Consider the following 24,526-nt stretch of genomic DNA (forward strand, 5'->3'; position numbering starts at 1 on the left):
AGGCGCCGCAGTCAGACCTCGAAATCAGACGTCGAAGCGCTGACCCTCGGGCTTGGGCGGCATAATGTACAGCACGAGCACGATGATCCCCCCAACGCCTGGGATGAGCCCCAGGAACCACATGGGACCAGGGAAGTTCCCGTCATGGAGCCGGCGCCACGAGATAGCGAGCTGCGGCAAGAGGACTGCCAGCCCGATGATGCCCATGAGGATTCCTCCGATGGCGGTCAGAGCAATCGATCCGCCGGAGGGACCTGCGGCCGCAGACATACCGTATGGGTCGGCCACCGCCATCGATGCGGAGGCGCCCATCATCCCCAGTCCGATGGAGTACAGGATGACAGGAACAATCATCAGCAGACCAACGAACAAGTAGGCGAACCAGTACTCGCTGCGCGAGGCGCGTCCCTTGAAGTTGACGTAGTTCTTGAAGAAGCGCTTGACGGCCTGGCCGAAGGAAGCGCCGTAGAGCGGCAGTGAGAGGTCATCGGGGCTGGCGGCACCGCGTGGCGCTCCACCCAAGCCCTGCCCTCCATAGCCCTGGCCGGCGGCACCGGGAGCTCCTTGACCGGGTGAGCCGGAGTTGTATGCTGCATTCGCGTCGTAGGACATGATGACCTTCATTTGTAGGTGACGTTTCCGATCGCGCTCCGACGTCGATGGGCCGAAAATGCTCAGCCGATCTTCAGGAAGCGCGCACTCTATTCTGCACCAGGCATTCCATCGATCATGTGTCGAACCGGTTTCAGATCTGCAACACAGCGCATGATTCACTCATTTGTCATGGTCCGGACACGGAAACGGCGCCCGAGGAATGATTCCTCGGACGCCGTGATCCGCGAGCCGCTGCCGCTTCGAAAAGGCTCGACCTCGTCGACGATCGGCACTGCCTGCAGGCGAGTTCGCCTCAGGCATCGCCTCCGGTGAGGGCATAGGCCTCGTCGACCGGTGACTCATCGATATGCCCGTCGACGCGACGCAGCTTCTTCCAACCGAGCGAGATGACGACGACCGACAGCAGCACGGCCCCCGCGCCGAAGAGGTACGGAGAACCCGCACTGATCGATTCCGACACCGCACCGGCGACGATCGGCGCAACGGCACCGCCGATGAAGCGCACACCCGAATAGGTCCCCGAGGCGACCGGACGAGGCAGGTCGCTGACCTCCATCGCCGATTCGGTGAACACCGTGTTGAGCACGCCCAGAAGCATGCCGGCCACGATGATGCAGACGATGATCCCGGCCAGCGATTCGACGAGGAAGGACATGACGCCCAGCAGCACGGCCAGTGCGACCAGGGTGACGATGAGGCTGCGACGACGCCCGATCCGCTTGGTCAGCACGGGAGCTCCGAACACCGAGGTGATCGCCACGCAGATGCCCCAACCGAAGAAGACGTAGCCGAGGCCCATGGCGCCGAAGTCCTCCATGCCCAGCTTCGCGGCGGCAGCCTCGACGGGGAACGGGCTGTAGGCCAGCAGGATGAAGAAGCCGAAGTTGTAGAGCAGAGCGGAGACGCCGAGGATGGCCACCCCCGGACGGGCCAGTGCACGGAACGTAGCGCTGAGCTTGATCGGCTCCGCCGAGGCCCCGTGCGAGCTCGTGCCTCCCGGCAGCAGCACAACGATGGCGATGAAGCCGATGGCCATGAGGACTGCGGTGCCGAAGAACGGTCCGCGCCAGGAGATGCCGCCCAGCATTCCGCCGAGCAGCGGGCCGGTGGCGATGCCGACGCCGAGAGCCGCCTCGTAGAGGATGATCGCCTTCTCAGCACCACCGGACGCAGCACCGACGATCGTCGACAGAGCGGTGGAGATGAACAGCGCGTTGCCCAGACCCCAACCGGCACGGAAGCCGATGATCTGGTCGACGGAACCGGAGAATCCAGCCAGAGCCGCGAACGCGACGATGAGCACGAGACCGATGAGCAGCGTGGTCTTCGCACCGATGCGGGATGACAGGAAGCTCGTGAAGAACATCATTCCGCCGGTGATGAACAGATAGCTGGTGAACAGCAGCATCGATTGGGCGGGGGTGGCGTCGAGCTCGGCCGAGATGGCCGGCAGGATCGGATCGACCAGGCCGATGCCCATGAAGGCGATGACCGCGGCGAACGCGACCGCCCAGACGGCACGCGGCTGGCGAAGGATCGACGCTCCCGCCCCGGAATCGCCGGGTGTTTCGTCCCCTGTTGTTTCGTTGTCTGCTGACGCTCTCATCTGCTGGTCGCGTCCCCTTTCCTCTGGTGCGTTCCGCTCCGAAGTCCGCTTCGGAAACGTGATTGAAAAACTGAAATGTGTGCTGCGGCTAGCCCGCAGTCGATTCCGGATCCGATTCGTCGGCGGGTTCGTCGACGCCGTCGACCGGGTGGCGGTCCTTGAGGAAGTCCGAGACCAGTCCGAGCGCACGATCGACGCTCTGGCGCTCCTCGACACTCAGCGACTCGAAGTAGGGCTGCATCTGCTCGATCATGATCGATCGGTTCTCCGCCAGCCTCGCCCGTCCGGCATCGGTGAGAGAGAACTGCGACGCGCGGCCGTCCGTGGGACTGGGTTCGCGCACGACGAGTCCGGCTTCTTCGAGTTTGGCGAGGAGCTTCGTCGCCGCGGGCTGAGAGCTCAGATATCCTTGCGCGAAATGGCCTACCCGTACGGGCTGATACTGCTCGACGACAGCGAGCGCACGCAGCGCCGCCAGCGAGTTCTCATTGCCGATCACTCGTCGAAACGCTCTGGTCAGGCGCGACGAGACGACAACGAGCCGAGAGACGAGTTCGGCCGAATCCACATCATCCATAACTTATTTATATACCCAGGTTATGCATTTCGGCAAATCACGGTCACCGCGAGCGCCACCCCGCCGAAATCTCACAATGTGACGGATCTCACGGACGCCTCGGCGATGGTCATGCTACTCTGGCCTCACATGTTCCGGGGACGGTGAAATTCCGTACCGGCGGTCATAGTCCGCGAGCCGCCCGCATTCGTGCAGGCGGTTGATTCGGTGAAATTCCGAAACCGACAGTCAGAGTCTGGATGGGAGGAGCATGGCGGCCTCGGCCGCTGTGTTTGGTGCATTCGACCGCACCGTCGCACGCGACTGAGACGCCCTGATGGTTGCACCCGCAATATCCTCCCTCCCGGCGAAGGCTCGGGAGGTTTTTTCATGGGCGCGCAGCCAGGCGACGCAGCGGAATTCACGGACCTCGAATCCGCGGCGATGACCGCTGCCCTCAACGCGGCCCGCGAAGGTGTTCGCGGAGCGAATCCGCTGGTGGGCGCGGCAATCCTGACAGCCGACGGGCAGATCGTCACCGGTCACCACGGAGGTGAGGGCACGCCCCACGCCGAGGTGGACGCGATCACCACCGCCCACGACCTCGACATCGATCTGACCACCTCGACGCTGTTCGTCACGCTCGAGCCCTGCGCCCATCACGGCCGGACCGGCCCCTGCACCGAGGCGATCATCAACGCTGCGATCCCCTCCGTCGTCTTCGCCGCCCCCGATCCGAACCCCTTGGCCGCGGGCGGTGGAAAGACCCTCGCCGAGGCGGGGCTGACTGTCCGTTCGGGACTGCACGAAGAGGACTCCCGCGCTCTCAATTCCCGCTGGGTCCGGTCGACGGCCGAGGCCCGCCCGTTCGTCACAGCGAAGATCGCACAGAGCCTCGACGGGGCCGTCGCCGCCGCCGATGGAACCAGTCAGTGGATCACCTCCGCGGAGTCTCGCGCACACGCTCACGAGGTCCGGGCCCGAGTCGACGCCATCCTCGTCGGCATCGGCACCGCCGTGGCCGACGATCCGCGTCTCAATGCCCGCGGCCCGGACGGAATCGCACTCGACGATCAGCCGCGGCCCGTCGTGCTCGGCACCTCGGAGCTGCCTGTCACATCGTTTCTCGCCCTCAATCCGAACACTCTGCAGCTGCGCACCCACGATGTCCGTGCGGCCCTGGACGAACTGTACGCCGCAGGAGTGCGCCACCTCCTCGTCGAAGGCGGGCCGACGGTGCTGGGCGCGTTCTTCGCCGCGTGGGTCGTCGACGAGGTCTTCTGCTATCAGGCTCCGATGCTCATCGGCCCCGGCCGCAGCAGCGTCGACGGCTTGGACATCGGCACACTGTCCGATGCGCTGCAGCTGATCCCCGACGACACGGAGACGCCGGCGGTCTCGCGGCTCGGCCCGGACTTCCTGCTGCACTTCGCAACTGCGGATCCGGAGCCGGCCGCAACCGGCTCCCCCGAATCAAGAACATAGCCGCCACCCTCCCCCAGCCATCACCGACCACCGCCTCAGAATCTGGAGTCACATGTTCACCGGAATCATCGAAGAACTCGGCACCGTCGAGTCCATCGAGCACACGAACGATTCGGCCGAGATCACCATCGACGCCGGCCCCCTCGTCGCCGACCTCGACCTCGGCGGCTCACTGTCCGTCAACGGAGTCTGCCTGACCTCGACGAGGCGGCCCACCGAGCAGCGTCCCGGCCTCTTCACCGCCGAGGTCATGGGCGAGACCCTGCGCCTGACCGGACTCGGCACCTTGACCACGGGCGACCGCGTCAACCTGGAACGCTGCACGCCCGCCTCGGGGCGCTTCGACGGCCATGTCGTCCAAGGACACGTCGACGGACGCGGCGAACTCCTCGACCGCATCGACCGACCCGACTGGTCGACCCTGCGCATCGGGATCCCGAACGACCTCGCACCGCTGACCGCGATCAAAGGCTCGATCGCCCTCAACGGGGTATCGCTGACACTGACGGCCGTGTCCGAACCGAGCGCATCCTCGGCGTGGGTGGAGGTCGGCCTCATTCCGGCGACCCTGGCGCACACGACGTTCGGCGAGCTGCCGGTGGGCGCGGCCGTGAACGTCGAGGTCGACGTGCTCGCGAAGTACACCGCACGCCTCCTGTCCTTCCGCACCAACACCCAGCAAGGAGTCGATCATGACTGATCCCATCGCTCACGCCAGCCGCCTCGATCCCATCGATGCAGCCATCACAGCCGTCGCCGCCGGCCGGCCCGTCCTCGTCGTCGATGATGAGGACCGGGAGAACGAGGGTGACCTCATCATGGCCGCCGAGTTCGCCGATCCCACGACGATGGGCTTCTTCGTCCGGCACACCTCGGGCGTCATCTGCGCACCCATGACCGCCGACCGAGCCGCCGCCCTGCGTCTGCCGCCGATGGTCACCGACAACGAGGATCCGAAGGGCACCGCCTACACGGTCAGCTGCGACGCGGTCGGGGTGACCACGGGCATCAGCGCCGCCGAACGCGCCGAGACCGGTCGAGTCCTCGCCACCGCCGATCCGGATCCGGCGGCGATCTCGCGGCCCGGCCACATCTTCCCGCTCATCGCGAAGGACGGCGGGGTCCGGGAACGTCCAGGTCACACTGAAGCGGGAGTCGAGTTCGCGCGCCTGGCCGGTGCGCAGCCGGTGGCGATGATCGCCGAGGTGGTCCACGACGACGGGTCGATGATGCGCTTCGACGCGGTCCGCGACTTCGCCGACGCCAACGACCTCGTCATGGTCTCGATCGAACAGCTCATCGCATACCTCGAGTTGCGGGACGCGGATGAGTCGAACGACTCCGCGGCGGCCGTTGCAGCGGTCCCGGGCGTGTCTTCGGCCCCTGCCGTGTCGTCGGCTTCGGACGATTCCCGCACTGAGGCGGCCGCCTCGGTGAACGTCGCCGGTGTCCCTGGTGGGGACGAACCGGTTGAGGCGACCGCGGAGGTGGCTCTGCCGTCGGAGCACGGTAGCCTGCGGGCCCGCGCGTTCACGATCAACGGGCATGACCACCTCGGCGTGTTTGCGGGGTCCCCGGGTTACGACACAGCGGGTCCGGCACCTCTCGTGCGGCTGCATTCGGAGTGCCTGACCGGGGATGTCTTCGGTTCGCACCGGTGCGACTGCGGTGAGCAGCTCGACCTGGCGCTCGGCCTCATCGCCGAACACGGCGGGGCGGTGCTCTATCTGACCGGACACGAGGGTCGCGGAATCGGGCTGAGCAACAAGCTGCGCGCCTACGCTCTGCAGGATCAGGGGCGGGATACCGTGGATGCGAACCGGGAGCTCGGGTTCACCGACGACGCCCGCGACTACCGTGCCGCGGCGACCATTCTGCGCTCACTCGGGCTGACTCGCATCCGCCTGCTCACGAACAACCCGGCGAAGACCTCGGCTCTCGAAGAGCTGGGCATCACGGTCGAAGCTGTGGTTCCGCTCGAGGTCGCGGCGCGGCCGGAGAACACGCACTACCTGGCCACGAAGCGCGAACGCATGCACCATGTGCTCTCGCTGCCGGAGGTCACAGGCACATCCGGTACTGGCTCGGGCACAGCCGGGGCCGTCGCCAGCTGAACCTCGGCCCCACACAGAGACACGAACCAGGCTCTGCGGAGCCTTCGAACAAAGGACACGATCATGGCTCATTCCGGAGCACCAGAACTCACCGTCGACGCCGCTGACCTGCGCGTCGCCATCGTCGCCGCCTCCTGGCACACCCAGATCATGGACGGGCTCGTCGACGGGGCCCAGCGCGCCGCCGCCGAGGGCGGAGCCGACGCCACGCTCATCCGTGTGCCCGGCAGCTTCGAACTGCCCGTCGCCGCGGCCCGCCTGGCACCGCACTTCGACGCGGTCGTCGCCCTCGGAGTCGTCATCCGCGGCGGCACCCCGCACTTCGACTACGTCTGCCAAGCCGCCACCGACGGCCTCAACCGGGTCGCCATCGACTCCGGCAAGCCGGTCGGATTCGGCGTCCTGACCTGCGACACCGAACAGCAGGGACTCGACCGTGCCGGGCTCGAGGGCTCGGTCGAGGACAAGGGCCATGAGGCGATGACCGCAGCCCTCGTCACCGCTCAGGCACTGGCGCCTTACACGTTGGGTTGAGCGGCGGGGGCCTCCTCGGGCGAGCGGGTCGGCCGACCCCGGCTTCCTCAGACCGATCGGACCGCAGAACCTGCTTCCCCACAGATAAGTGTGCGCAGATTGCCCGTTTGGGTGTCCCAAATGGCAATCTGCGCACACTTATCGTGCTGTGCCGCAGGTTGCGCCGGCGGCGCAGGCCCCGCGACCTTACTCAGCTCAGAAGAGCTGACGGATGTTCGTCCGGGCGAGGTCGATGAGTTCGTCGCCCTTGCCCGAGAGCACTGTGCGGATCGCGTAGAGAGCGAAGCCCTTGGCCTGCTCGACTGTGATCGACGGCGGCATCGACAGCTCCTGACGTTCGGTGACGACGTCGAGCACCGCAGGCCCAGGGTAGGCGAGGAATTCCTTGACGACCTTCGGCAGGTCCTTGGACTTCTCGACACGGAATCCCTTGATCCCGACCGCCTCGGCGATGGTGGAGAAGTCGGGATTGTCGAGGTCGGTACCGAAGGTGACGAAACCGGCCGCCTTCATCTCGAGCTCGACGAAGTTGAGCGAGGAGTTGTTGTACACGACCGTCTTGACCGGCAGCTTGTTCTGCGTGAGCGTGATGAGCTCACCGAGCAGCATGGCCAGTCCGCCGTCACCGGCGAGCGCAATGGTCTGCCGGTCCTCGAACGCCGACTGCACGCCGACGCTCTGCGACAGGGCGTTGGCCATCGACCCGTGGCTGAAGGACCCGATGAGGCGGCGTTTGCCATTCATCGTCAGGTAGCGGGCCGCCCACACCACGGGTGATCCGACATCGGGGATGAAGACGGCGTCGTCATCGGCCATCTCGTCGAGGAGCCGGGTCAGGTACTGCGGGTGGATCGTCCGCTTCGACGGTGTGGCCAGCTCGTCAAGGTCCTTGCGGGTCTTCTGATAGTGCTTGGTCAGGGACTTCAGATGCGTGCTGCTGCGGTTGGCCTTGATCTTCGGCAGCAGCGCCGCAACTGTGTCGGCGACCGTTCCCACGAGCGGAATGTCGACCTTCGTGCGCCGCCCGATCTGGGATCCGCGCACATCGACTTGGATGACGGTGGCGTCCTCGGGATAGAACTGCTGGTAAGGCAGGTCGGTGCCGAGCATGAGCAGGGTGTCGCAGTCCTTGAGCGCGGCGTAGCCGGAGGAGAATCCGAGCAGGCCGGTCATGCCAACGTCGTAGGGATTGTCGGGTTCGACGAATTCCTTGCCGCGCATCGTATGGACGATCGGGGCCTGGAGCTTCTCGGCGATGGCGAGCAGCTCATCATGGGCGCCTTCGGTGCCGGCACCGGCGAGGATCGTCGTCTTCTTGCCCTTGTTGAGCGCCTTGGCCGCGGCTTCGACCTGGGACTCCGCGGGGATCATGTGCGACGGGTAGGCCCGGACCTCCTCGGCGGCGGCATCGATGTCGGCCAGGCCGACGTCACCGGGGATGACGAGGACGGCCACGCCGCGCTTCTCGATGGCTTCTCGCATGGCGATGCGCAGCAGGCGGGGCATCTGCTCGGCCGAGGAGACGTTCTCGACGTAGACGCTGCAGTCACGGAACAGCTCGGTCGGGTGGGTCTCCTGGAAGTAGTTCGAGCCGATTTCGTCGCTGGGGATCTGTGCCGCGATGGCCAGCACGGGAACTCGCGAACGCTGGGCGTCGAAGAGACCGTTGATGAGGTGGAGGTTGCCGGGCCCGCAGCTGCCGGCGCAGACCGCGAGCTCACCGGTCAGGGCGGCCTCGCCGCTGGCGGCGAAGGAAGCGGCCTCCTCGTGGCGGACATGGACCCATTCGAGCTGCGGGTTCACACGGAGGGCATCGGTGAATCCGTTGAGCGAGTCTCCCGGGATGCCGTAGACGCGCTTGACTCCGCTCGCGACGAGGGTATCGACGATGTTTCTGGCGACGGTGGGCATTGACTTCCTTCCGTTGAACCATGGCACCGGGGTGCATTCACAGCCCCGGCAGGGGGCGGCCCCGCTCTCGGGGCCGTGACCGCGCTTTCAGTCTAGCCCCGAAGTCCACCAGGGCGGCTGTCCGATTCCTCACCCTCCAGTGCGGGAATAACCTCCTTTTCGGTCAGGGAAGAACCTCGCCGAGGCGGCGCTGACGGATGGGTTCCCATGCACGGAATCCTCCGACGAGGTGCTTGCCAGGAGGGTCGCAGATGTGCCCGGATGATGTGTCAAGCAATTTTCCATATCTCCGAAACGTGTAAAAAATTCGCCGTTTTTTTTACACGTTTCGTAAACGTGGCAATAGACTTATCACATGTGGACACCGACTGAGCCATACAACGAACTGAGCAACCCACCCGTTGAGAGTCTCGAATCCAGGGACGTCCTCAAGTCGACAACGGAGGCGCGAGCCGGATTGGCCGCACTTGACCAGGCGGTGCATCGTCTGCCCAATCCGTCGATTCTGCTCAACGCGGTCACACTGCTCGAAGCACAGGCGAGCTCGGAAATCGAGAACATCGTGACGACCACAGACGAACTCTTTCAGCTCGCATCAGTCGAGGGAACTCATGCCAACCCTGCTACCCGAGAGACGCTCCGATACAGGACCGCGCTGTATACAGGAATCGCTTCGCTGAATTCTCGGCCTCTGTCCACCACCACTGCCACGCAGGTCTGTTCGAGCGTCAATGGTCGAGACATGCAGATCCGCGATCTTCCGGGGACTTTCATCGGAGACCCCGTCGCGCACACTGTTCGGTACACCCCACCAGATGGCCCCGTCGTCATTGCCGAAATGCTCGACGATTGGGAACGTTTCGTCCACGGGCACCACGAGCTCGATCCTCTGGTAGTCATGGCGGCAGCTCATTATCACTTCGAAGCCATCCACCCGTTCCCCGATGGGAACGGACGCACTGGGCGAATACTCAACATCCTCATGCTCATCGAGTTCGAGCTTCTGAGAGAACCGGTCTTGTACCTCTCCCGGTACATCATCGAAAACAAGAACGAGTACTATCGGCTGCTGCTTGAAGTCACGAAGAATTCGGCGTGGGAGGAGTGGATACTCTTCATGCTCGAAGGAGTCCGGCAAACGGCAGAGTTGACCCTCGGTCTCATCGACGAGATTCAAGCACTGCAGGAAGATTTCCGAAACGAGATGAGAGCGAAGACGACAGTCGGCGCCAATTCCGACGTGCTCGACCTGCTGTTCGAACGCCCTTACTGCCGCATCGTCGATGTCATCGAACGCAGTGATGTCTCTCGACCGACAGCCTCCAAATGGCTGAACGAGCTCGTATCCCAGTCGATGCTGGAGACCGTCAAAGTCGGCAGAGACCGCCTCTTCATCAACTCACGACTGTTGAAGGCGCTGACCCGACCTTCCTGACCCACCACGCACCGCTCCACCGCTCACGTCCGCGCCGACAGCAGGGTCGCCAGCGTGAGCAGCCCGGCCATGGTCACCGCCATCATCGGGTACCCGCTGAGTACCCCGGCCAGCGCCGGACCCGCGACCGGTGCGAGCGCCGTGCCCGCGGTGATCGGGGCAACGAAGACGCCGTTGACGGCCCCGAAGTTCCTCGTCCCCCACCGGTCGGACACCGCCGTGGCCTGCAGCAATGTCATGCAGCCGCGCACTCCACCGCCTAACATGGCGATGCCGATGAGCAGCCAGATCGGGCCGGGAACCAGGGCGAGCAGCCACAGACCGACCGCGCCCGAGGCGAAGAGGATGACCGTCCGCGACCGTGTCGACGAGTGCCGTTCCAGACTCGGGTAGCCGAATCGACCGGCCACCTGACCGAAGCCGACGAGGCCGAGGGCGACAGCCGCCAGACTGTAATCGGCACCGCGTTCGATGATGAGCGGGATGATGTTGATCGTCACCGCGAAGAGGGTGAACGTGGCGATCGCGACGGCGATCTGCAGGGTGATGAAGCGCGGGTGTTGAGTGACGCGGCGCAGTTCGGCCCGACTGGGCTTCACCGTGGATGCGGCCGCCTCGTCGGTCCAGGTCCGATTGAGGAAGAACAGGTGCATCGGCAGTGCGAGTGCGGCGAGCAGTCCGGCGAGCACACCGTAGGTTCCCCGCCAGCCGAGGCTGTCGATGAGCCACGCGATGATCGGGGCGAAGACCGTCGAGGCAAGCCCGCCGACGAGCGTGATCGTCGTCAGGGGCTTCGTTCGTTCCGCCCCGTACCAGCGGGTGATGACGGCGAAAGCCGGTGGGTAGAGCGTCGCCGCCTGGGCGAATCCGGCGAGGACCCAGGCGGCGAAGAACACGAAGAGGTTCGGCGCGACCGCGACGAGTCCGAGTGCGACGACCCCGATTACCGCGCCCGCGCCCATGATCAACTGCGGCCCGTGCCGGTCGAGCATCCGCCCGACGCTGGGTCCCATGAGCGCTGAGACGATGAGCCCGACTGTCAGCGCCGCCGTCACCGTCGTGTGGCTCCAGCCCATATCGTCTGAGATCGGAGTGACCGCCACCGGCAGGGAATAGTAGAGCAGGCCCCAGCACACCAGTTCGGCGACGCAGAGGGCGGTCAGTCCCCCGCGCGGCTTATCGGTCGTCATCGAGGCCCTCGCCGAGGCGGTGCTCCGTTCCCACGCCACGTCCCGTTCCTTCGCCGAGGTGACCCGAGGTCTCCACCTCGGCCGCGGTCCGCAGACGGTTCAGAGCCGCATCCCAGGGGATGCGTTCCTGTTCGAGCCGGACGCCTCCTTCAGCATGTAGTCGTTCGAGGGCACGTGCTTCGGTGCCGGTGAGATGCGCGAAAGTGCCGGTGCTCGGCTTCGGTTCCGGCACCCAGAGATCCTGGTGTGCGAGCAGAGTTGCTTCGTCCATGAGCACGGATTCGACCTCCGGCAGGTGGCTACGCAGGCGGTTGAGGATCGCGAAACCATGGGAGTCGAGGTCGCCCCAATAGATCACACGCGCACCGGCGATCCAGTCCAGTCGAGCGACCCCGTCGACGGCATAGCCGGAGCCGTGCACGGCCACGGCACCCGGCCATTCCGGCATGGCGAGCACGGATTCGAGGTTCTCGAAGACGAAGACCAGCCTCGGCGATATGGGCAGTCGACCGAGTTGGGAGATCGGAGCGGTCACGTCGTCGAGGGGCGCGGCGGCTGCTCTGACCGAGGTGCGATCGGCGATGACCTCGTGATCCGCGCTACCGATCAGGGTCGCGTCGAGGATGCGCAGTCGCGGTTCGGCGTCGAGGACGGTCACGGCACCGGCGTGGCCGATCCCGATCAGCAGGGCAGTGACGAGGCCGCGGTAGGTCTCGAACCACTTCGAGTCCACCCCACGGATGGGCAGCTGTCTGGGCCGGAGCGACCCCAGCGGATGGGTACTCAGCCAGTCGACGACGTCGATGACAGTAACGAATGCGGCGTCGGACAAGGAGAGGATTCGCTTCGACTGGGAACGTATCGCTGCGGCAAGGGAGTCCCCGTCCGAGTTGGCCTCCGCGTCTGCGTCGCGAGTCGCTGCGGTGCCGTTCGATACGGACCCGAATCGCTGCCGGATGCAGACGGCACGGTCTCGCAGTCTCCGCCATTCTCGAGCGGTGTCGCCGCCGACGAAAGCGGCCACTGCATCAGGGGTCATCAGGCGCAGTCGGACCGGGACGCGTTGCCTGCCGACGCGGGCCCAGCTGCGTTCTTCCCAATCGATCTCGAGTTCTGCAGGTGCGCCCGCGGCTGCCGCCCCCGCATGCTCCCGGACCGTCCGCCAACTGCCGGCCCAGTCGGCGGCAGCAGCCTGATCGGAGAGCACCTGCTTCTCCGTCGGTGGTTTGAGGGCGATCTCAACACGCACCTCGCCTGTTGCCTCCGCCGCCCACGAGGCCATGGACGAACTCAGGCGAGCACGGGCCTTCGTCCGAGCCTCGGCGACGGGGAGCATCGTCATCGGGCGTCCGACTCCTCGAACTCAAGCTCGACTTCACCGGCCACACGGACACTCTCGGAACTGTCCGAACCCTTGGAGTCACCGATCCCACCAGATCCAGCCGGCTCCTCGTCCGCACCGTCGGCCGATACTGACTCCGAGTCCGACTCCGCTCCAGAAGCCTCCCCGCGCTCTGTCTCGTCCCACACCATCGTCGAGGTCAGGGTCTTCTGCCTGCTCGGATTCTCGATCGAGGTCGCCGCTCCCACATAGGGTTCGATCGTCTGCAGCAGCTTCTGCGGAGTCGCCAGCACCATGTGGAATCCGAACTCGATGAAGATGTCCAAGGCCATACGCGTATACCGCGTATCTGCTTTGTCGAAGGCCTCGTCGAGGATGATCGTGCCGTACTTCGAGATCGCCTCATCCGGGTCGGCGAGCTGATACCGCAACGCTGCCGCCAGGCAGAAGATCACGAGCTTCTGCTGCTGACCGCCGGACATCGCCGCACCCGAATCGTAGGTGGCATGTGCGCGCCCGTGGTCGTCGATCTCTTCGGCGAGGAAGCTCACGTGCAGCCGTGTGTCCAGACATTGGGTCTTCCAGACCTTGTCGACGTGCTCACTGGACGCGAATCGGCGCATCACCTCGGCGAGGGTGTCGTACTTCCTCTCCGCAGTCTCCATATCGTCCTCACCCCAGCTGCCGCTTGCCACGAGGCGGAGATCGGCGATGAAGGCGTTGACGGTCTCGGACCGCCGGGTCTTGACCTTCAGCCGCAGGTACCGGTCCTCGTCGAACTGCGACCGCAGCAAGGAGGAGTTGATCGGCGCGACCCGGTCCTCGATCTCACGCGGGGCGGCATGGATCTCGTTGAGGAGTTCGCCTATGAGGTCCCGGGACCTCTGCTGCAGCAGATCCCGGAAACGGTTCTCATGATCGGGCAAGCCGTGTGCGAGGATCTCATCGAGCATCGACAGGTAGGCGCGACGATCATCGACTTCCGCGGTGAGCTGGGACGATACCGACGGCCACGCGGCCTTGAACTCGGCAGCCAACCGAGTCACGGACTGCCCCGACCGACTTGCATCGGCTTGCGCCCGGTCCTTCTCCTCCTGCAGCACCTGCGAGACCTGCTGGCCCACCTCGGCGAGGTTCTCCCGCTTGATGCTGCGCTGGTTCTTCCGGAACCGTTCGTCCAATTGTTCGCCGAGGTGGCCCTCGACTTCCGCCACCCGACCTGCGTTGACGTCGTCCTCGATCCGGGTCATGTTCGAGCGCAGACCCGTCGATTCCTCGTTCGCCCGGCGAAGGGCATAGTCGGCTTCGTTCTTCGCTGTCTCGGCCGCGTCCTTGACCGCCTTGGCTTCGCGTTCGGCGCCGATCGCCTGCTGCAGGTCGCCGTCGGCATCTTCGAGTTCGGCCAGCTGCCGCTCGAGAGTCGCGACCTTCTCGGCCGCCCCGTCTCGGTCGACGTCGCGCCAGGACTGTTCGCGAATACCGGCGAGGATGCCGCGGCGACGGTGAGCCTGTGCGGTTTCGGCATCAGCAGCCGCGACCACCTGTTCGGCCGCGGCCAGTTCCGACTGAGCCTCCTTGAGGGATTCGACGAGGGCTTCGAGTTTCGCTTCGCGGTCGCCGAGGACCCATTGGCTGCGATCGTCGATGGCCCGCCGGTCGTCCTTCTCGTACCGGGTCCGTGAGGTCTTGACCTGGCCCTTGACGGTGACGGCGCGCGGATGGTCGTCGAGTTCGTCCGGGTGGTCGACACAGGCGAAGTCGAAGCGTTCGGACAAGGTGGTCCGGACCCAGTCGCCGAAGCCGGTGTCGCTGACATTCACCTTGTTGACCAGCGACTTCTCACTGCCCACGGGGCGGGGGCTCGGCACTGAGCGCGGGATCTCCTCGAAGACGAGGCGTCCGCGGATGCGGTGGGAATCCACCCAGGTGCGCACGGCCGAGAGGTTCTCAGAACGGACGAGGACGGTCAGAGCCATGGGCCGCAGCACCCTCTCGATGGCACCCGTCCACCGGGCCTCGTCGGGGTCGACTTCGATGAGTTCGGCCGCGAACGGCAGCGCCTTCTCGCTCAGTCCGGTGCCGGCGGCGAGCTCGGACCTGATCGTCATGAGGTTGTTCGGCACGGTCGATCCGGACCGCCGCAGGGATTCGATCTCCCCTTCGAGTTCGCGGACCTTCGCCCGCGCCTGAGAGAACCGGTCGTGATCGGCGTGGCTGGGTCCGGCGACCTGCGTGTCGTCGTCGAGGTTGGAGGCGATCTGAGCCTGCAGTTCGGCGAATTCGGCGGCCGTGGTCGGGGCGTGCTCGATGCCGGCCTGCTCAAGCTGGCGAGCCAGCCCAGACCAACGTTCGGCGATGGCGCGGCGTTCGGTTTCGGCGGTGTCGATGCGCTGCTGAAGGTGTTCGGCCTCGGAACCACCGAGTTCCAAAGTGGCCCGTCGGGCTAAGTCGTATTCGTCGACTGCGGCGTCGAATTCACGTTTGGCGCGGTCGGCGGTGACTTCGAGTTCGACGATCTGCCTGGTCAGCGCCGAAAGGTCGGCGCGGAGGATATCGAGCTCGCGCCGCTTCTGGTACGGCAGCAGAGCTTCGGTGAGCGCGATCGACTTCGCGGCGATGTCGTTGGCAGTCTCGAAACGGGAGGCGGCTTCGCGCAGCTGCAGCAGATGATCGCGCTGTTTGCGCAGTTCGACGACATGGTCATGAGCGTCCTTGAGGTCACCGAACTGTGCGACGGCAGTCTCGGCGAGGTCGAAGGTCACCGGACTTTCGAGCATATGGTCTCGGAAGAGCCGGTCGAGGCTGTCCAGGCTCTTCGCCGATTGTGTCTTGTGCAGCAGCTGGAGTGCGGACTCGTCGGCCATGCCGAAGGTCTTGCGCATCCGTGCATAGAACTTCCCGTGGTGGCCGTTCGAGGTGACCACCGCATCAGGATGGTCGGCCTTGAGTTTGCGGGTCTCGAGTCCGGAGCGCGCATAGTGCTGCAGGTCGGAGAGGTCGAGGTCCGCGCGCTCGAGGACACAAGCGTCGGAAAGGTCCGTCGTTTTCGTGCCCGAACCCTTGATGAAGAAGAGTCGGGCCAACGACAGGGGCTTGTCGCTGCCGTTGTCGTAGCGGAGGATGATTCCGCTCCAGGTGGCGCGCGGGCGCAGATATTTGCTGACGACCCGGTCCTCTTCGGAATCCGCGGTGCGAGTCCAGGCCCCGCGGACGTAGCTGACGAGGCTGCGCTGGTCGAGGCGAGCGCCCGCGGTCTGAGCGGCGACGTTGAAGCGCAGCCACTTGTCCGGGGTGAGGACTGCGGCGATTCCGTCGAGGAGGGAGGACTTGCCCGAGCCCGAGGGACCGGTGATGAGGTGGCCCTTGTGGGAGACGGGGATGCGGTGGATGTCGGCGTCGAAGGTGCCCCAGTTCGCGATCTGGATCTCGCTCAGGCGCCACTGACTGCCGACGTCGGGCCGGTTCGCTCCGCGAGCACGCGCCTGGTCGGCGACGAAGGCGGCATCGAGCGGGAAGAGTGCCTCTGTCACGCTTCGTCCTCCTCGGTGTCGGCGTCGATGTCGCTATCGGCATCGGATGCATCGGTGGCGGTATTGTCGACGACCGCCTCGGCGATGGAGTCCTCACCGTCATCGATCTCGTCAGCGTCGATTTCTCCAGCATCGGCTTCACCGGCGGCGATGCGTTCGTAGACGGCGATGAGCTCGCGCACGCGATCCTCGTCGATGAGGAACTTCACCATGGGAGAGATCTCGAAGCGGTCTTCACCGGCTTTGTGGAGCACACGCAGTCGGTTGCTCATCCGCGACCACGCGCCGTTGAGATTGCGCTGGAAGGTCGATTCGTCCCCTGTGCGGTAGATCGCGAGTCGTTCATAGACCTCTTCGCGATCGACGATGACACGCTTCTCCCCCGGCGCGGCCAACAGCAGCTGCCGGAGCACCAGCAGCATTGCCGTGTCGAGGAAGGTGAGTCGTTCGCTGCGCACCGCGGCGGGCGCGTCGATCTCGTCGGTGACGATCTTGCGGGTGAATGCGAATTCGTCGACCCGGTCGATGACGAGGTCGAGGAACAGATCGTGCAGGCGCGAACGGACGAGGCCCTCGTCCGCGACGAGAGCGGCCCACAGCTGCGGGGCCTGCGTCCCGGACACATACGGCCCTTTGAGCAGTTCGAGCAGCACTCGGCGAGTGCGCTCTCCCAGCGTTCCGGTGTCGCCGGACCACAAACCGCTGGGGTTGCGGCTGAGGTCGTCCGCGGAATCGGTGGATTCCATCGCCGAGGCGGCCCCCACCTCGGCGGGAGCTGTGTCGTTGTCGTGGTGGGTGGGGCTCATAGGGTGATGCCTTCGGTGAAGTAGTGGCGGCGGATCGCGGCGGTGCGGACGATGCCGTCGATGCCGGCCCAGGTGAGGATTTCGCGGTTGCCGACATCGACGTGGCCATAGGTGCTGGCCAGGGACAACAGGCCGACGACGCTGGCGAGGCCCTGTGTGGCGGGGAAGGTTTCAAGCACTTCCGCGACGGAGGCTTCGTGGGCGGAAGTGACGACGGAGTTGATGTTCTCGGTGAGTTCGGCGAAGTCGATTTCGGATTCGCGGGCGACTGCGATGAGTTCGGCGAAGTCGATCTCGGAGTCCGTGGCCTCGCCGAGTTCCGCTCCGGCGTCGAACTCCTCGGGATCATGGAGGATGACCTCACCGACGCTGCCGAGTGAGACGCTGGAGAGTTCGAGGTCGATGCCGATCTCGTCGTAGGGTTTGAGCTCCTGCGACACGGGAGCGGCCGCGGCGAGACCCTCCTGGAGGAGAGTGCGCATGACGCGGTCGCGTTGGAATTCGTGGGAGTGGACGTAGCGGCGCAGTCCACGGGCGAACTCGGTGAGGATGTCCGAAACCTCGTGAGACCCGTCCTTCATCTGGCGCATCAGGGTGCGCAGGGAACGGCGGGTGGCCAGAGAGAGGGTGGCGGAGAAGTCCCGGTCGAGGATGGCGGCGATGTCGTCGTCGAAGGCCGCGGACTGTTCGGGGTCGCGGACGAGGGCGGAGAACGCCGAGAACGTCCGACCTTCGTCAGATGACTCGATGAGGTCGACGCCGCGGAACACTTCGTCGAGCACTTGGGACTGGGAGTCCTCGGCGGCGAGGATCGAGACCCGCAGTTCCTGATTGAGTTCTTCGAACCTTGCGCGCACGCGGGCGAAGTCGGAGGGCAGTCCCTGCGCCTGCTGGAGGATGTCGGAGACGCGTTCGTTCGCGCGGCGCCGGTCGAGGACGACGGAGCGCGGATCGCCGCGGCGCACACGGGCGATCTCGGCGTCGATGCGGTCGCGTTCGGCGCGCAAGGAGGCGAGGCGGCGGGAGCTGTCCGGGTCGGTGTCGATAGCCAGCTGTCGCACGGATTGGGCGAGGCTGACCAGCCGGGATTCGGTGGCGGTCTGTGGTGGGGTGCGCAGCTGCTCGAGCATGCGGATGGCATCGAAGCCGGCGGCGGAGAGTTCGTAGGTTTCGCCCCTGGCGGCGGTGGCGGGACGGCGGACGAGGATTTCGGCGCGACGCCAGTCATCGCAGTAGGCCTTCGCCGTCCGCAGCGAGAGGTCGAAGTGGTCGCGGAGCTCTTCGAGGTCGGCGTCGATGCTTTCGTGCAGATCCTCGGTGTTCATCCTGGTGCCGGGCTTGCCGAGATGAGCGTCGAGGGTTCCGGCCATGACAGCGAGGTTGTCGGCCCGGAGCATGCGCAGGGTGGCATTCGATTCGAGCAGTCGCCGAAAGGCGAGCGCGGATGACAGGGCGGACATAGGAACTATTCTCTGCGTCAGGGCGGGTGCGCGCCAATTCGCGACTCGAGTGAGGTCAACGGCCGTCGCTCCTCCCGCCGAAGGTGTCCGGGTCAACAGGTCGGTCCTTCTTGGGCATCTTGGCCACGACAAGACAATAGGACTCGAGCACGAGGTCGTGGAGAAGATCGGGATCGAGACGAACGCCAACCGCTGCGGCGCCGGGGTCGCCGCCGTCATCGCTTCCCTCCCCTGCGACGGTGATCCAGTGCTTCTTGTTCATGTGATAGCCGGGTGAGATCTCCGCATAGGCGTCTCGCAGCACTTCGCCGTCGAGGGGATCGATCTTGAGGTTGAGGCTGGGGATACCGCGCAGTTCGAAGGCCATCATGAACATCTTCCCGCGCACTTTGTACACGGCATTGTCCGGTCCGAACGGGTGGTCGAGTTCGACCGAGGGGTACTGCATGGCTTGGTCGTGGGACAGTCGGAGCACGGTGGCGGGGTCCATGCGTGGAGACTAGCAAAGGCCACTGACGTAGGAACTGACGTTAGACTCGAATCATGCCTGAGACCTCACCGCACACCGCCCCTCACCTGCTCTTGGCCGCTCTCGGCGGGACCATCGCGTCGACCGCCAATGCCGCAGGTGGGGTTGCTCCAGCGCTCAGCGGCGCGGAGATCGCTGCGGCCGCGGGTCTCGATCAGGTCTGGCCGGATCTGCAGGCCGATTTCACTCAGGTTGCTCAGGTTTCGAGCGCGAATGTCACCCTCGAGATGCTCTTCGACGTCGTCGAGCTCGCCCGTACGTCCGGGGCCGATGGAATCGTCCTCACCCAAGGCACCGACACTCTTGAAGAGTCCGCGTTCGGGCTCTGGCTGCTCAATGACTCGAGCACTCATATCGCTGTCACCGGGGCCATGCGCAATCCGACCCTGCCCGGAGCCGACGGGCCGGCGAATGTCCGGGCCGCCGCGCTCACTGCCCTGTCCGACCAGGTCAGAAACCTGCCTGCGTCCCTTGTGTTCAACGACGAAGTCCACGATCCGAGGTTCGTTTCGAAGGCGCACACCACCTCGACGGCCGCGTTCTCCTCCGGGCCCATCCTCGGCGCGATCGGATGGCTGAGCGAAGACGATCTCCATCTCCCGCACGCGCCCCAGCCTCCGAAATCACCGTTCGCCGGACTTCCCCGTCCGTCTCAGCTGAGCAAGGTCGCCCTCGCCGAGGTGGGGATGGGCGAACCGGAAGAGACCGTTGATCTCATCGCCGGTTCCGGATTCGACGGCGCCGTGCTCTCCGGGGTCGGCGGCGGCCACGTCCCCGAGGAGCTGCTGCCCGCGGTGACCCGTCTTGCCGATGTGATGCCGGTCGTCCTCGCTTCCCGTACCGGTTCGGGTGCGAGCCTGCGCCGCACTTACGGCTATCCGGGAGGAGAGATCGGCCTGCTCGAAGCGGGACTCGTTCCCGCTGGCATCCTCGATGCCCGCAAGGCCCGCATCGTGCTCAATCTGGCACTGAGCTTCGGCCTTGACCCCGCAGAGGTGTTCGCTCACTTCGCGTGACACCGGTTCACACCGGTCGGGTCGACCCCCGAATCACGAGTTCCGGGGTGAACCGGCGATCGTGATGATCGCCCGACGCCGATGCGTTCTCCTGCAGGAGTGTCTCCACCGCTGTCCGTCCGAGCAGCGCGGCCGGTTGCCTGACCGATGTCAGCGGCACGATCGTTGAGAACGCATAGTCGATGTCGTCATAGCCGAGGATCGCAATGCCATCAGGGATGCGCAGGTCGCTGAACATGATGACGGCCTGCATGAAACCGACCGCCAGCAGATCATTGGCGCAGAAGACCGCATCGGGTCGCTGGTCTGCCGGCAGACCGACGACTTTCTCGCCCGCATCGCGCCCCGCCAGGATCGTCAGTTCCGGGGTGCTGTACACCGGCAGATCAAGTCCGGACTCATGCGCCCTCTCCGCAGCTCCGGCCAAGCGATCGGCGACCTGCGGCAGCGACTGCGGTCCCCCGATGAAGGCCGGACGTCGGCAACCTCCGGCAATGATGTGGTCGAGCGCCATCCGCCCTCCGGCGATATTGTCCACCGTCACCGAGGACAGGCCGTAGCCATTCGAGTCACGGTCGACGAGCATGACGGGAGTGCCCCGAGACGCGATCGATTCGAGGCGCGACAGATCCGAGGCGGTCGGAGTAACGAGCAGACCATTGACTCGCTGTTCGGCGAAGAGGTCGAGGTACTTCCCCTCACGCTGTTCGTCGGTACCGGAGTCCCCGATGAGCAGCGCCATTCCGGCCTCGTCACAAGCCTGCCTGGCACCATGCGCAACAGAGGCGAAGAAAGGGTTCGACGTATCGAGCACGACGAGTCCGAGACTGTTGCTGTGCCCCGAGCGCAGCTGCCTGGCGGCGGCATTGCGCACGAAGCCAAGTTCCTCGATTGCCTCATTGACTTTCCGCGCCGTCGCTTCGGCGACCTTCGACGACCCGTTGACGACGTGGGAGACCGTGCCGACCGAGACTCCCGCGCGATCGGCGACCTCGCGCATGCTCACTTTCGCCATGGGTCTCCCTTTGTCATCCGTACTGCTTCAGCCGTCCGCACTGTGCCCGCAATCAGTACCGTGGCTCTCTGGAATATTGTCGGCAGGCATGTCTCATTGTGCCTGACGCACCGTCACTCCGGCCGTCGCGCCCTCCTCGACCCACACAGCCGCCAACAACTGCCTTGATGTGACCTGAACGACATGCTAGTGTTCCGAGCAACACTATTGAAACGTTTCAATACTATCGATTTTCACACTTACACCTTTCACCGTCACCATCGTCAAACCCGTCGGATTCGCGAAGTCGCGATCACCGAGCCATCCTGGAGGAACCTATGAAGGACACAACGACGTCGTCCAAATGGAAGGCCACGGTCGCCGTGGCTATGTCGAACTACATCGAAGCCGGCTCGATCATCGCGATCGCCACGAGCATCAGCCTGTGGCAGACCGAATTCGGCCTCGACAGCATGGCCGTCGGCCTGCTGTCCGCTTTGAGCGCCAACGCTTTCGGCGCCGCGATCGGAGCGGCCATCGGCGGACCGCTCTGCGACCGCTACGGCCGGAAGTTCATCTACACCTACGACCTGCTCCTGTACATGTTCGGCACCCTGTTCGCCATCTTCGCCTTCAACTTCGCCTCACTGCTCATCGGCTTCGTCCTCACCGGCATCGCCGTCGGTGCCGGTGTCACCGCCGCTTGGACCTATATCGCCGAGGAGGCCCCCGACGGCCGTCGAGCCGGCCACGTCGGAGTGGCCCAGTTGGCCTGGTCGATCGGGCCGATGATCGGCTTCCTCCTTGCAGCCCTGCTCGAACCCATGGGCCTGCTCGGCTCCCGCATCATCTTCGCCCACCTCTTCGTCATCGCTTTCATCACCTGGTGGGTCCGCCGCGGGCTGAGCGAATCGCGTCGCTGGACGGAGAAGCAGGCCAACCCGAACACCGTGGGCACCTACCGCGGAATCTTCGAGATGTTCACCAAGAAGAAGAACATCACAGCACTCCTCTTCCTCATCGGCGTCTATGGTCTGTGGAACACGGTGGCCGGTCAGGCCGGAATCTTCCAGCCCCGCATCTACGAGGCCACGGGGCTCACCGATGCTCGCTCCCAGTACCTGCTGCAGGTCCTCGTCTGGGGTCTGACCAGCGCCGCAACGTTCTTCGGCTTCATGCGCTACGGCGACAAGGTCTCCCGCCGCTGGCTCTACGGCTTCGGCGCCGGACTCGGCGTCATCGCCTGGGCCGTGCTCATCTGGGGACCGGCCGGTTGGTTCTCCCTCCTCGTCTTCGCCATCGGCTGGGGCATCTCCTCCGGACTGGGCGCTCAGGCCTTCTACGGACTGTGGGCGGCCGAGCTCTTCGCCACCCGCTACCGCGCCTCGGCCCAGGGCTTCATGTTCATGATTGTCCGCGTCATGGTCGGCGTCCTGTCCCTGTGGTTCCCGCTCATGCTCGAGAAGACCGGCATCCACGGAGTCGGATTCCTCATCGTCGGACTTCTCGTCGCCGCGCTGCTCATCGGCATGATCTGGGCCCCGAACACCCAGAACAAGACCCTCGAAGAGATCGAGATCGAACGCTACGGCCGACTCCTCGATGCCGATCACGCCACCGAGGTGGCCGCGGGCAATATCCGCACCGACGGAACCGCAACATCCGGTTCGACCGATTCCACCGCAGTCAAGGAACGCTGAGATGGAGCGGGTGTGCTTCCGCATGCAGGTCGATCCGGCCCGCCTCGACGAGTACATCGCGGCCCACCGAGCCGTATGGCCGGACATGCTCGAGGCTCTCGAAGCCACGGGCTGGCGCAACTACTCGCTCTTCGCGGATCCGACCGGCATGGTCATCGGTTACCTCGAAACAGACGACTACGAAGCCGCGCAGAAGGGAATGGAGCTCACCGAGATCAACGCCGCTTGGCAGCAGTCGATGTCGCCGTACTTCGCTGCCGGAGGATCGTTCGATGCCGGCCCTGAACGGCTGCGCGAAGTCTTCCATCTCGAAGACCAGCTCACCGCGACCCGGGCGGCAGTCCACCCCGATTGACCACTGCATCGGTTCCCAGCGCCCCGCTGATTCTTCAGCCCCACAATGCACCCAGCACCACCGCAACAGTAAGGAACACCGACCATGAGCACTCGCCCCACCTTCGCCGACATCACCGATCAGCTCGCCGCACAGGAGATCGAACTGCCCTCCTGGGCGTTCGGCAACTCCGGCACCCGCTTCAAGGTCTTCGGCACCCCGGGCACACCGCGGGACCCGTTCGAGAAGATCGCCGATGCTGCAAAGGTCCACGAACTCACCGGACTCGCTCCACAGGTGGCCCTGCACATTCCGTGGGACCTCTGCGATTTCGATGAGCTGGCTGCCCATGCCGCCGGACTCGGGGTGCGTTTGGGCACCGTCAACTCGAACACATTCCAGGACGACGACTATAAGTTCGGTGCTCTCACCCATGAGGACGAGCGCATCCGCGCCAAGGCCATCGACGCTCATCTCGAATGCATCGACGTCATGGATCGCACGGGATCCAGGGACCTCAAGATCTGGCTGGCCGAAGGATCGAACTATCCGGGTCAGGCGGACATGCGGGACCGTCAGGACCGCCTCCACGATTCGCTTTCCCAGATCTACGACCGCCTCGGCGAGGAACAGAGGATGGTGCTCGAATACAAGTTCTTCGAGCCCTCGTTCTACCACACGGATGTGCCCGACTGGGGTACGAGCTACACCCAGGTCGCAGCACTCGGCGACAAGGCGCTGGTCTGCCTCGACACCGGCCACCATGCTCCGGGCACGAACATCGAATTCATCGTCATGCAGCTGCTGCGCCTGGGCAAGCTGGGCTCGTTCGACTTCAATTCCCGGTTCTACGCCGATGACGACCTCATGGTCGGCGCCGCCGATCCATTCCAGCTCTTTCGCATCATCCACGAAGTGATTCGCGGAGGCGGCCTCAACAGTCCCGATATCGCGTTCATGCTCGACCAGTGCCACAACGTGGAGAACAAGATCGAAGGACAGATCCGCTCGGTGCTCAACGTCCAGGAGATGACCGCCCGAGCCCTCCTCATCGACACCGAGGCGCTCACTGCGGCTCAGCGGACAGGCGATGTCATCACCGCCAACGACATCTTCATGGATGCGTTCTACACCGATGTTCGCAGCGACCTCGCTGACTGGCGCGTCTCCCGCGGACTGCCGGCCGACCCTATCCGTGCCTTCCGCGAATCCGGCTACCAGGAGCAGATCGCAGCCGACCGCGTCGGCGGCACCCAAGCCGGCTGGGGCGCCTGAGCGCGGAGACAGTGGGCGTACCGACATCGCGGCACTCACTGTCTCGACCCGCCTCGCTGCATCACGCACTTCGACACCCGCACCATCTCTTTCG

At 65.0% G+C, this 24,526-nt stretch carries 20 protein-coding genes and 1 riboswitch; of the genes, 9 read left to right on the forward strand and 11 right to left on the reverse strand.

All coding sequences use genetic code 11. The features are described 5' to 3' along the window. Positions 1-24: 24 nt before the first annotated feature. From AC3CD9_RS13580 to AC3CD9_RS13590, 3 genes are all read right to left on the reverse strand, one after another. Positions 25-624: a DUF805 domain-containing protein gene (locus AC3CD9_RS13580; RefSeq protein WP_488364403.1), complete on the reverse strand. Its 600-nt coding sequence runs from the start codon at positions 622-624 to the stop codon at positions 25-27. Positions 625-907: 283 nt separating this feature from the next. Continuing rightward, the gene (locus AC3CD9_RS13585; protein ID WP_488364405.1) at positions 908-2,221 is read right to left on the reverse strand and encodes an MFS transporter; all 1,314 of its coding nucleotides are present in this window, start codon (positions 2,219-2,221) and stop codon (positions 908-910) included. A gap of 88 nt (positions 2,222-2,309) precedes the next feature. Beyond that, positions 2,310-2,798, reverse strand: a complete 489-nt coding sequence (locus tag AC3CD9_RS13590; RefSeq protein WP_488364406.1) for a MarR family winged helix-turn-helix transcriptional regulator — start codon at positions 2,796-2,798, stop codon at positions 2,310-2,312. Between the two features lie 126 nt (positions 2,799-2,924). Continuing rightward, a riboswitch (FMN riboswitch) is annotated at positions 2,925-3,053 on the forward strand. 114 nt (positions 3,054-3,167) lie between these two features. On the opposite strand from AC3CD9_RS13590, the gene ribD reads away from it, so the two are divergent. The 4 genes from ribD (at position 3,168) to ribH (ending at position 6,910) form a co-directional block, all read left to right on the forward strand. Then, on the forward strand, positions 3,168-4,262 hold the full coding sequence (gene ribD, locus AC3CD9_RS13595) for a bifunctional diaminohydroxyphosphoribosylaminopyrimidine deaminase/5-amino-6-(5-phosphoribosylamino)uracil reductase RibD (protein ID WP_488364408.1): 1,095 nt from the start codon (positions 3,168-3,170) through the stop codon (positions 4,260-4,262). Between the two features lie 52 nt (positions 4,263-4,314). Further along, the gene (locus AC3CD9_RS13600) at positions 4,315-4,962 is read left to right on the forward strand and encodes a riboflavin synthase (RefSeq protein WP_488364410.1); all 648 of its coding nucleotides are present in this window, start codon (positions 4,315-4,317) and stop codon (positions 4,960-4,962) included. Continuing rightward, the gene (ribA, locus tag AC3CD9_RS13605; RefSeq protein ID WP_488364411.1) at positions 4,955-6,376 is read left to right on the forward strand and encodes a GTP cyclohydrolase II; all 1,422 of its coding nucleotides are present in this window, start codon (positions 4,955-4,957) and stop codon (positions 6,374-6,376) included. Before AC3CD9_RS13600 ends, ribA begins: the two co-directional genes overlap by 8 nt. Positions 6,377-6,439: 63 nt before the next feature. Next, positions 6,440-6,910 (forward strand): 6,7-dimethyl-8-ribityllumazine synthase, encoded by a 471-nt coding sequence (ribH, locus tag AC3CD9_RS13610; protein ID WP_488364412.1) that lies wholly within the window; start codon positions 6,440-6,442, stop codon positions 6,908-6,910. Between the two features lie 195 nt (positions 6,911-7,105). On the opposite strand, the gene poxB is transcribed toward ribH, so the two are convergent. Next, the gene (gene poxB, locus AC3CD9_RS13615) at positions 7,106-8,821 is read right to left on the reverse strand and encodes a ubiquinone-dependent pyruvate dehydrogenase (protein WP_488364413.1); all 1,716 of its coding nucleotides are present in this window, start codon (positions 8,819-8,821) and stop codon (positions 7,106-7,108) included. Positions 8,822-9,176: 355 nt separating this feature from the next. On the opposite strand from poxB, the gene AC3CD9_RS13620 reads away from it, so the two are divergent. Beyond that, complete coding sequence (locus tag AC3CD9_RS13620; protein ID WP_488364414.1) at positions 9,177-10,256, forward strand: Fic family protein; 1,080 nt, start codon at positions 9,177-9,179, stop codon at positions 10,254-10,256. A 23-nt stretch (positions 10,257-10,279) separates the two neighbouring features. On the opposite strand, the gene AC3CD9_RS13625 is transcribed toward AC3CD9_RS13620, so the two are convergent. Genes AC3CD9_RS13625 through AC3CD9_RS13650 form a run of 6 tightly spaced genes read right to left on the reverse strand, consistent with a single transcriptional unit; the run spans position 10,280 to position 19,074 of the window. After that, positions 10,280-11,446: an MFS transporter gene (locus AC3CD9_RS13625; protein ID WP_488364415.1), complete on the reverse strand. Its 1,167-nt coding sequence runs from the start codon at positions 11,444-11,446 to the stop codon at positions 10,280-10,282. After that, positions 11,433-12,788 carry a Wadjet anti-phage system protein JetD domain-containing protein gene (locus tag AC3CD9_RS13630; RefSeq protein WP_488364416.1) on the reverse strand — a complete coding sequence of 452 codons (1,356 nt, stop codon included), beginning with the start codon at positions 12,786-12,788 and terminating at the stop codon, positions 11,433-11,435. The genes AC3CD9_RS13625 and AC3CD9_RS13630 overlap by 14 nt, the downstream gene beginning before the upstream one ends. Next, a complete protein-coding gene (locus AC3CD9_RS13635) occupies positions 12,785-16,318 on the reverse strand; it encodes an ATP-binding protein (protein WP_488364417.1) in 3,534 nt (1,177 codons plus the stop codon). The genes AC3CD9_RS13630 and AC3CD9_RS13635 overlap by 4 nt, the downstream gene beginning before the upstream one ends. Next, entirely contained in the window at positions 16,315-17,124 is an 810-nt protein-coding gene (locus AC3CD9_RS13640; protein ID WP_488364418.1) for a DUF4194 domain-containing protein, read from the reverse strand. The genes AC3CD9_RS13635 and AC3CD9_RS13640 overlap by 4 nt, the downstream gene beginning before the upstream one ends. Continuing rightward, positions 17,121-18,584, reverse strand: coding sequence for a DUF3375 domain-containing protein (locus AC3CD9_RS13645; protein ID WP_488364420.1), 1,464 nt, complete (start codon positions 18,582-18,584; stop codon positions 17,121-17,123). Before AC3CD9_RS13645 ends, AC3CD9_RS13640 begins: the two co-directional genes overlap by 4 nt. 55 nt (positions 18,585-18,639) lie before the next feature. Beyond that, positions 18,640-19,074 carry an MmcQ/YjbR family DNA-binding protein gene (locus tag AC3CD9_RS13650; protein WP_488364421.1) on the reverse strand — a complete coding sequence of 145 codons (435 nt, stop codon included), beginning with the start codon at positions 19,072-19,074 and terminating at the stop codon, positions 18,640-18,642. Positions 19,075-19,127: 53 nt separating this feature from the next. Here AC3CD9_RS13650 and AC3CD9_RS13655 point away from each other — a divergent pair, with 53 nt between their 5' ends. Continuing rightward, complete coding sequence (locus tag AC3CD9_RS13655; protein ID WP_488364422.1) at positions 19,128-20,129, forward strand: asparaginase; 1,002 nt, start codon at positions 19,128-19,130, stop codon at positions 20,127-20,129. Between the two features lie 7 nt (positions 20,130-20,136). Here AC3CD9_RS13655 and AC3CD9_RS13660 read toward each other — a convergent pair whose 3' ends face one another. Continuing rightward, complete coding sequence (locus tag AC3CD9_RS13660) at positions 20,137-21,144, reverse strand: LacI family DNA-binding transcriptional regulator (RefSeq protein ID WP_488364423.1); 1,008 nt, start codon at positions 21,142-21,144, stop codon at positions 20,137-20,139. A 317-nt stretch (positions 21,145-21,461) separates the two neighbouring features. Between AC3CD9_RS13660 and AC3CD9_RS13665 the strand changes: the two genes are divergently transcribed. The 3 genes from AC3CD9_RS13665 (at position 21,462) to rhaI (ending at position 24,432) form a co-directional block, all read left to right on the forward strand. After that, the gene (locus tag AC3CD9_RS13665) at positions 21,462-22,823 is read left to right on the forward strand and encodes an MFS transporter (protein ID WP_488364424.1); all 1,362 of its coding nucleotides are present in this window, start codon (positions 21,462-21,464) and stop codon (positions 22,821-22,823) included. A 1-nt stretch (position 22,824) separates the two neighbouring features. Beyond that, complete coding sequence (locus AC3CD9_RS13670) at positions 22,825-23,178, forward strand: L-rhamnose mutarotase (protein ID WP_488364425.1); 354 nt, start codon at positions 22,825-22,827, stop codon at positions 23,176-23,178. Between the two features lie 84 nt (positions 23,179-23,262). Next, positions 23,263-24,432 carry an L-rhamnose isomerase gene (rhaI, locus tag AC3CD9_RS13675; RefSeq protein ID WP_488364427.1) on the forward strand — a complete coding sequence of 390 codons (1,170 nt, stop codon included), beginning with the start codon at positions 23,263-23,265 and terminating at the stop codon, positions 24,430-24,432. The last annotated feature ends 94 nt before the right edge of the window (positions 24,433-24,526 follow it).

The sequence above is a fragment of the Brevibacterium sp. MGP-B1 genome, assembly GCF_057766545.1.

Excerpts from the sequence above, each read along its gene's own strand:
- ribA (WP_488364411.1), top strand. The coding sequence starts at position 4,955 with ATGACTGATCCCATCGCTCACGCCAGCCGCCTCGATCCCATCGATGCA.
- ribH (WP_488364412.1), top strand. The coding sequence starts at position 6,440 with ATGGCTCATTCCGGAGCACCAGAACTCACCGTCGACGCCGCTGACCTG.
- AC3CD9_RS13640 (WP_488364418.1), bottom strand. The coding sequence starts at position 17,124 with ATGAGCCCCACCCACCACGACAACGACACAGCTCCCGCCGAGGTGGGG.
- AC3CD9_RS13580 (WP_488364403.1), bottom strand. The coding sequence starts at position 624 with ATGAAGGTCATCATGTCCTACGACGCGAATGCAGCATACAACTCCGGC.
- rhaI (WP_488364427.1), top strand. The coding sequence starts at position 23,263 with ATGAGCACTCGCCCCACCTTCGCCGACATCACCGATCAGCTCGCCGCA.
- poxB (WP_488364413.1), bottom strand. The coding sequence starts at position 8,821 with ATGCCCACCGTCGCCAGAAACATCGTCGATACCCTCGTCGCGAGCGGA.
- AC3CD9_RS13670 (WP_488364425.1), top strand. The coding sequence starts at position 22,825 with ATGGAGCGGGTGTGCTTCCGCATGCAGGTCGATCCGGCCCGCCTCGAC.
- AC3CD9_RS13590 (WP_488364406.1), bottom strand. The coding sequence starts at position 2,798 with ATGGATGATGTGGATTCGGCCGAACTCGTCTCTCGGCTCGTTGTCGTC.
- AC3CD9_RS13625 (WP_488364415.1), bottom strand. The coding sequence starts at position 11,446 with ATGACGACCGATAAGCCGCGCGGGGGACTGACCGCCCTCTGCGTCGCC.
- AC3CD9_RS13665 (WP_488364424.1), top strand. The coding sequence starts at position 21,462 with ATGAAGGACACAACGACGTCGTCCAAATGGAAGGCCACGGTCGCCGTG.
- AC3CD9_RS13645 (WP_488364420.1), bottom strand. The coding sequence starts at position 18,584 with ATGTCCGCCCTGTCATCCGCGCTCGCCTTTCGGCGACTGCTCGAATCG.
- AC3CD9_RS13630 (WP_488364416.1), bottom strand. The coding sequence starts at position 12,788 with ATGACGATGCTCCCCGTCGCCGAGGCTCGGACGAAGGCCCGTGCTCGC.
- AC3CD9_RS13655 (WP_488364422.1), top strand. The coding sequence starts at position 19,128 with ATGCCTGAGACCTCACCGCACACCGCCCCTCACCTGCTCTTGGCCGCT.
- AC3CD9_RS13660 (WP_488364423.1), bottom strand. The coding sequence starts at position 21,144 with ATGGCGAAAGTGAGCATGCGCGAGGTCGCCGATCGCGCGGGAGTCTCG.
- AC3CD9_RS13600 (WP_488364410.1), top strand. The coding sequence starts at position 4,315 with ATGTTCACCGGAATCATCGAAGAACTCGGCACCGTCGAGTCCATCGAG.
- AC3CD9_RS13585 (WP_488364405.1), bottom strand. The coding sequence starts at position 2,221 with ATGAGAGCGTCAGCAGACAACGAAACAACAGGGGACGAAACACCCGGC.
- ribD (WP_488364408.1), top strand. The coding sequence starts at position 3,168 with ATGGGCGCGCAGCCAGGCGACGCAGCGGAATTCACGGACCTCGAATCC.
- AC3CD9_RS13650 (WP_488364421.1), bottom strand. The coding sequence starts at position 19,074 with ATGGACCCCGCCACCGTGCTCCGACTGTCCCACGACCAAGCCATGCAG.
- AC3CD9_RS13620 (WP_488364414.1), top strand. The coding sequence starts at position 9,177 with ATGTGGACACCGACTGAGCCATACAACGAACTGAGCAACCCACCCGTT.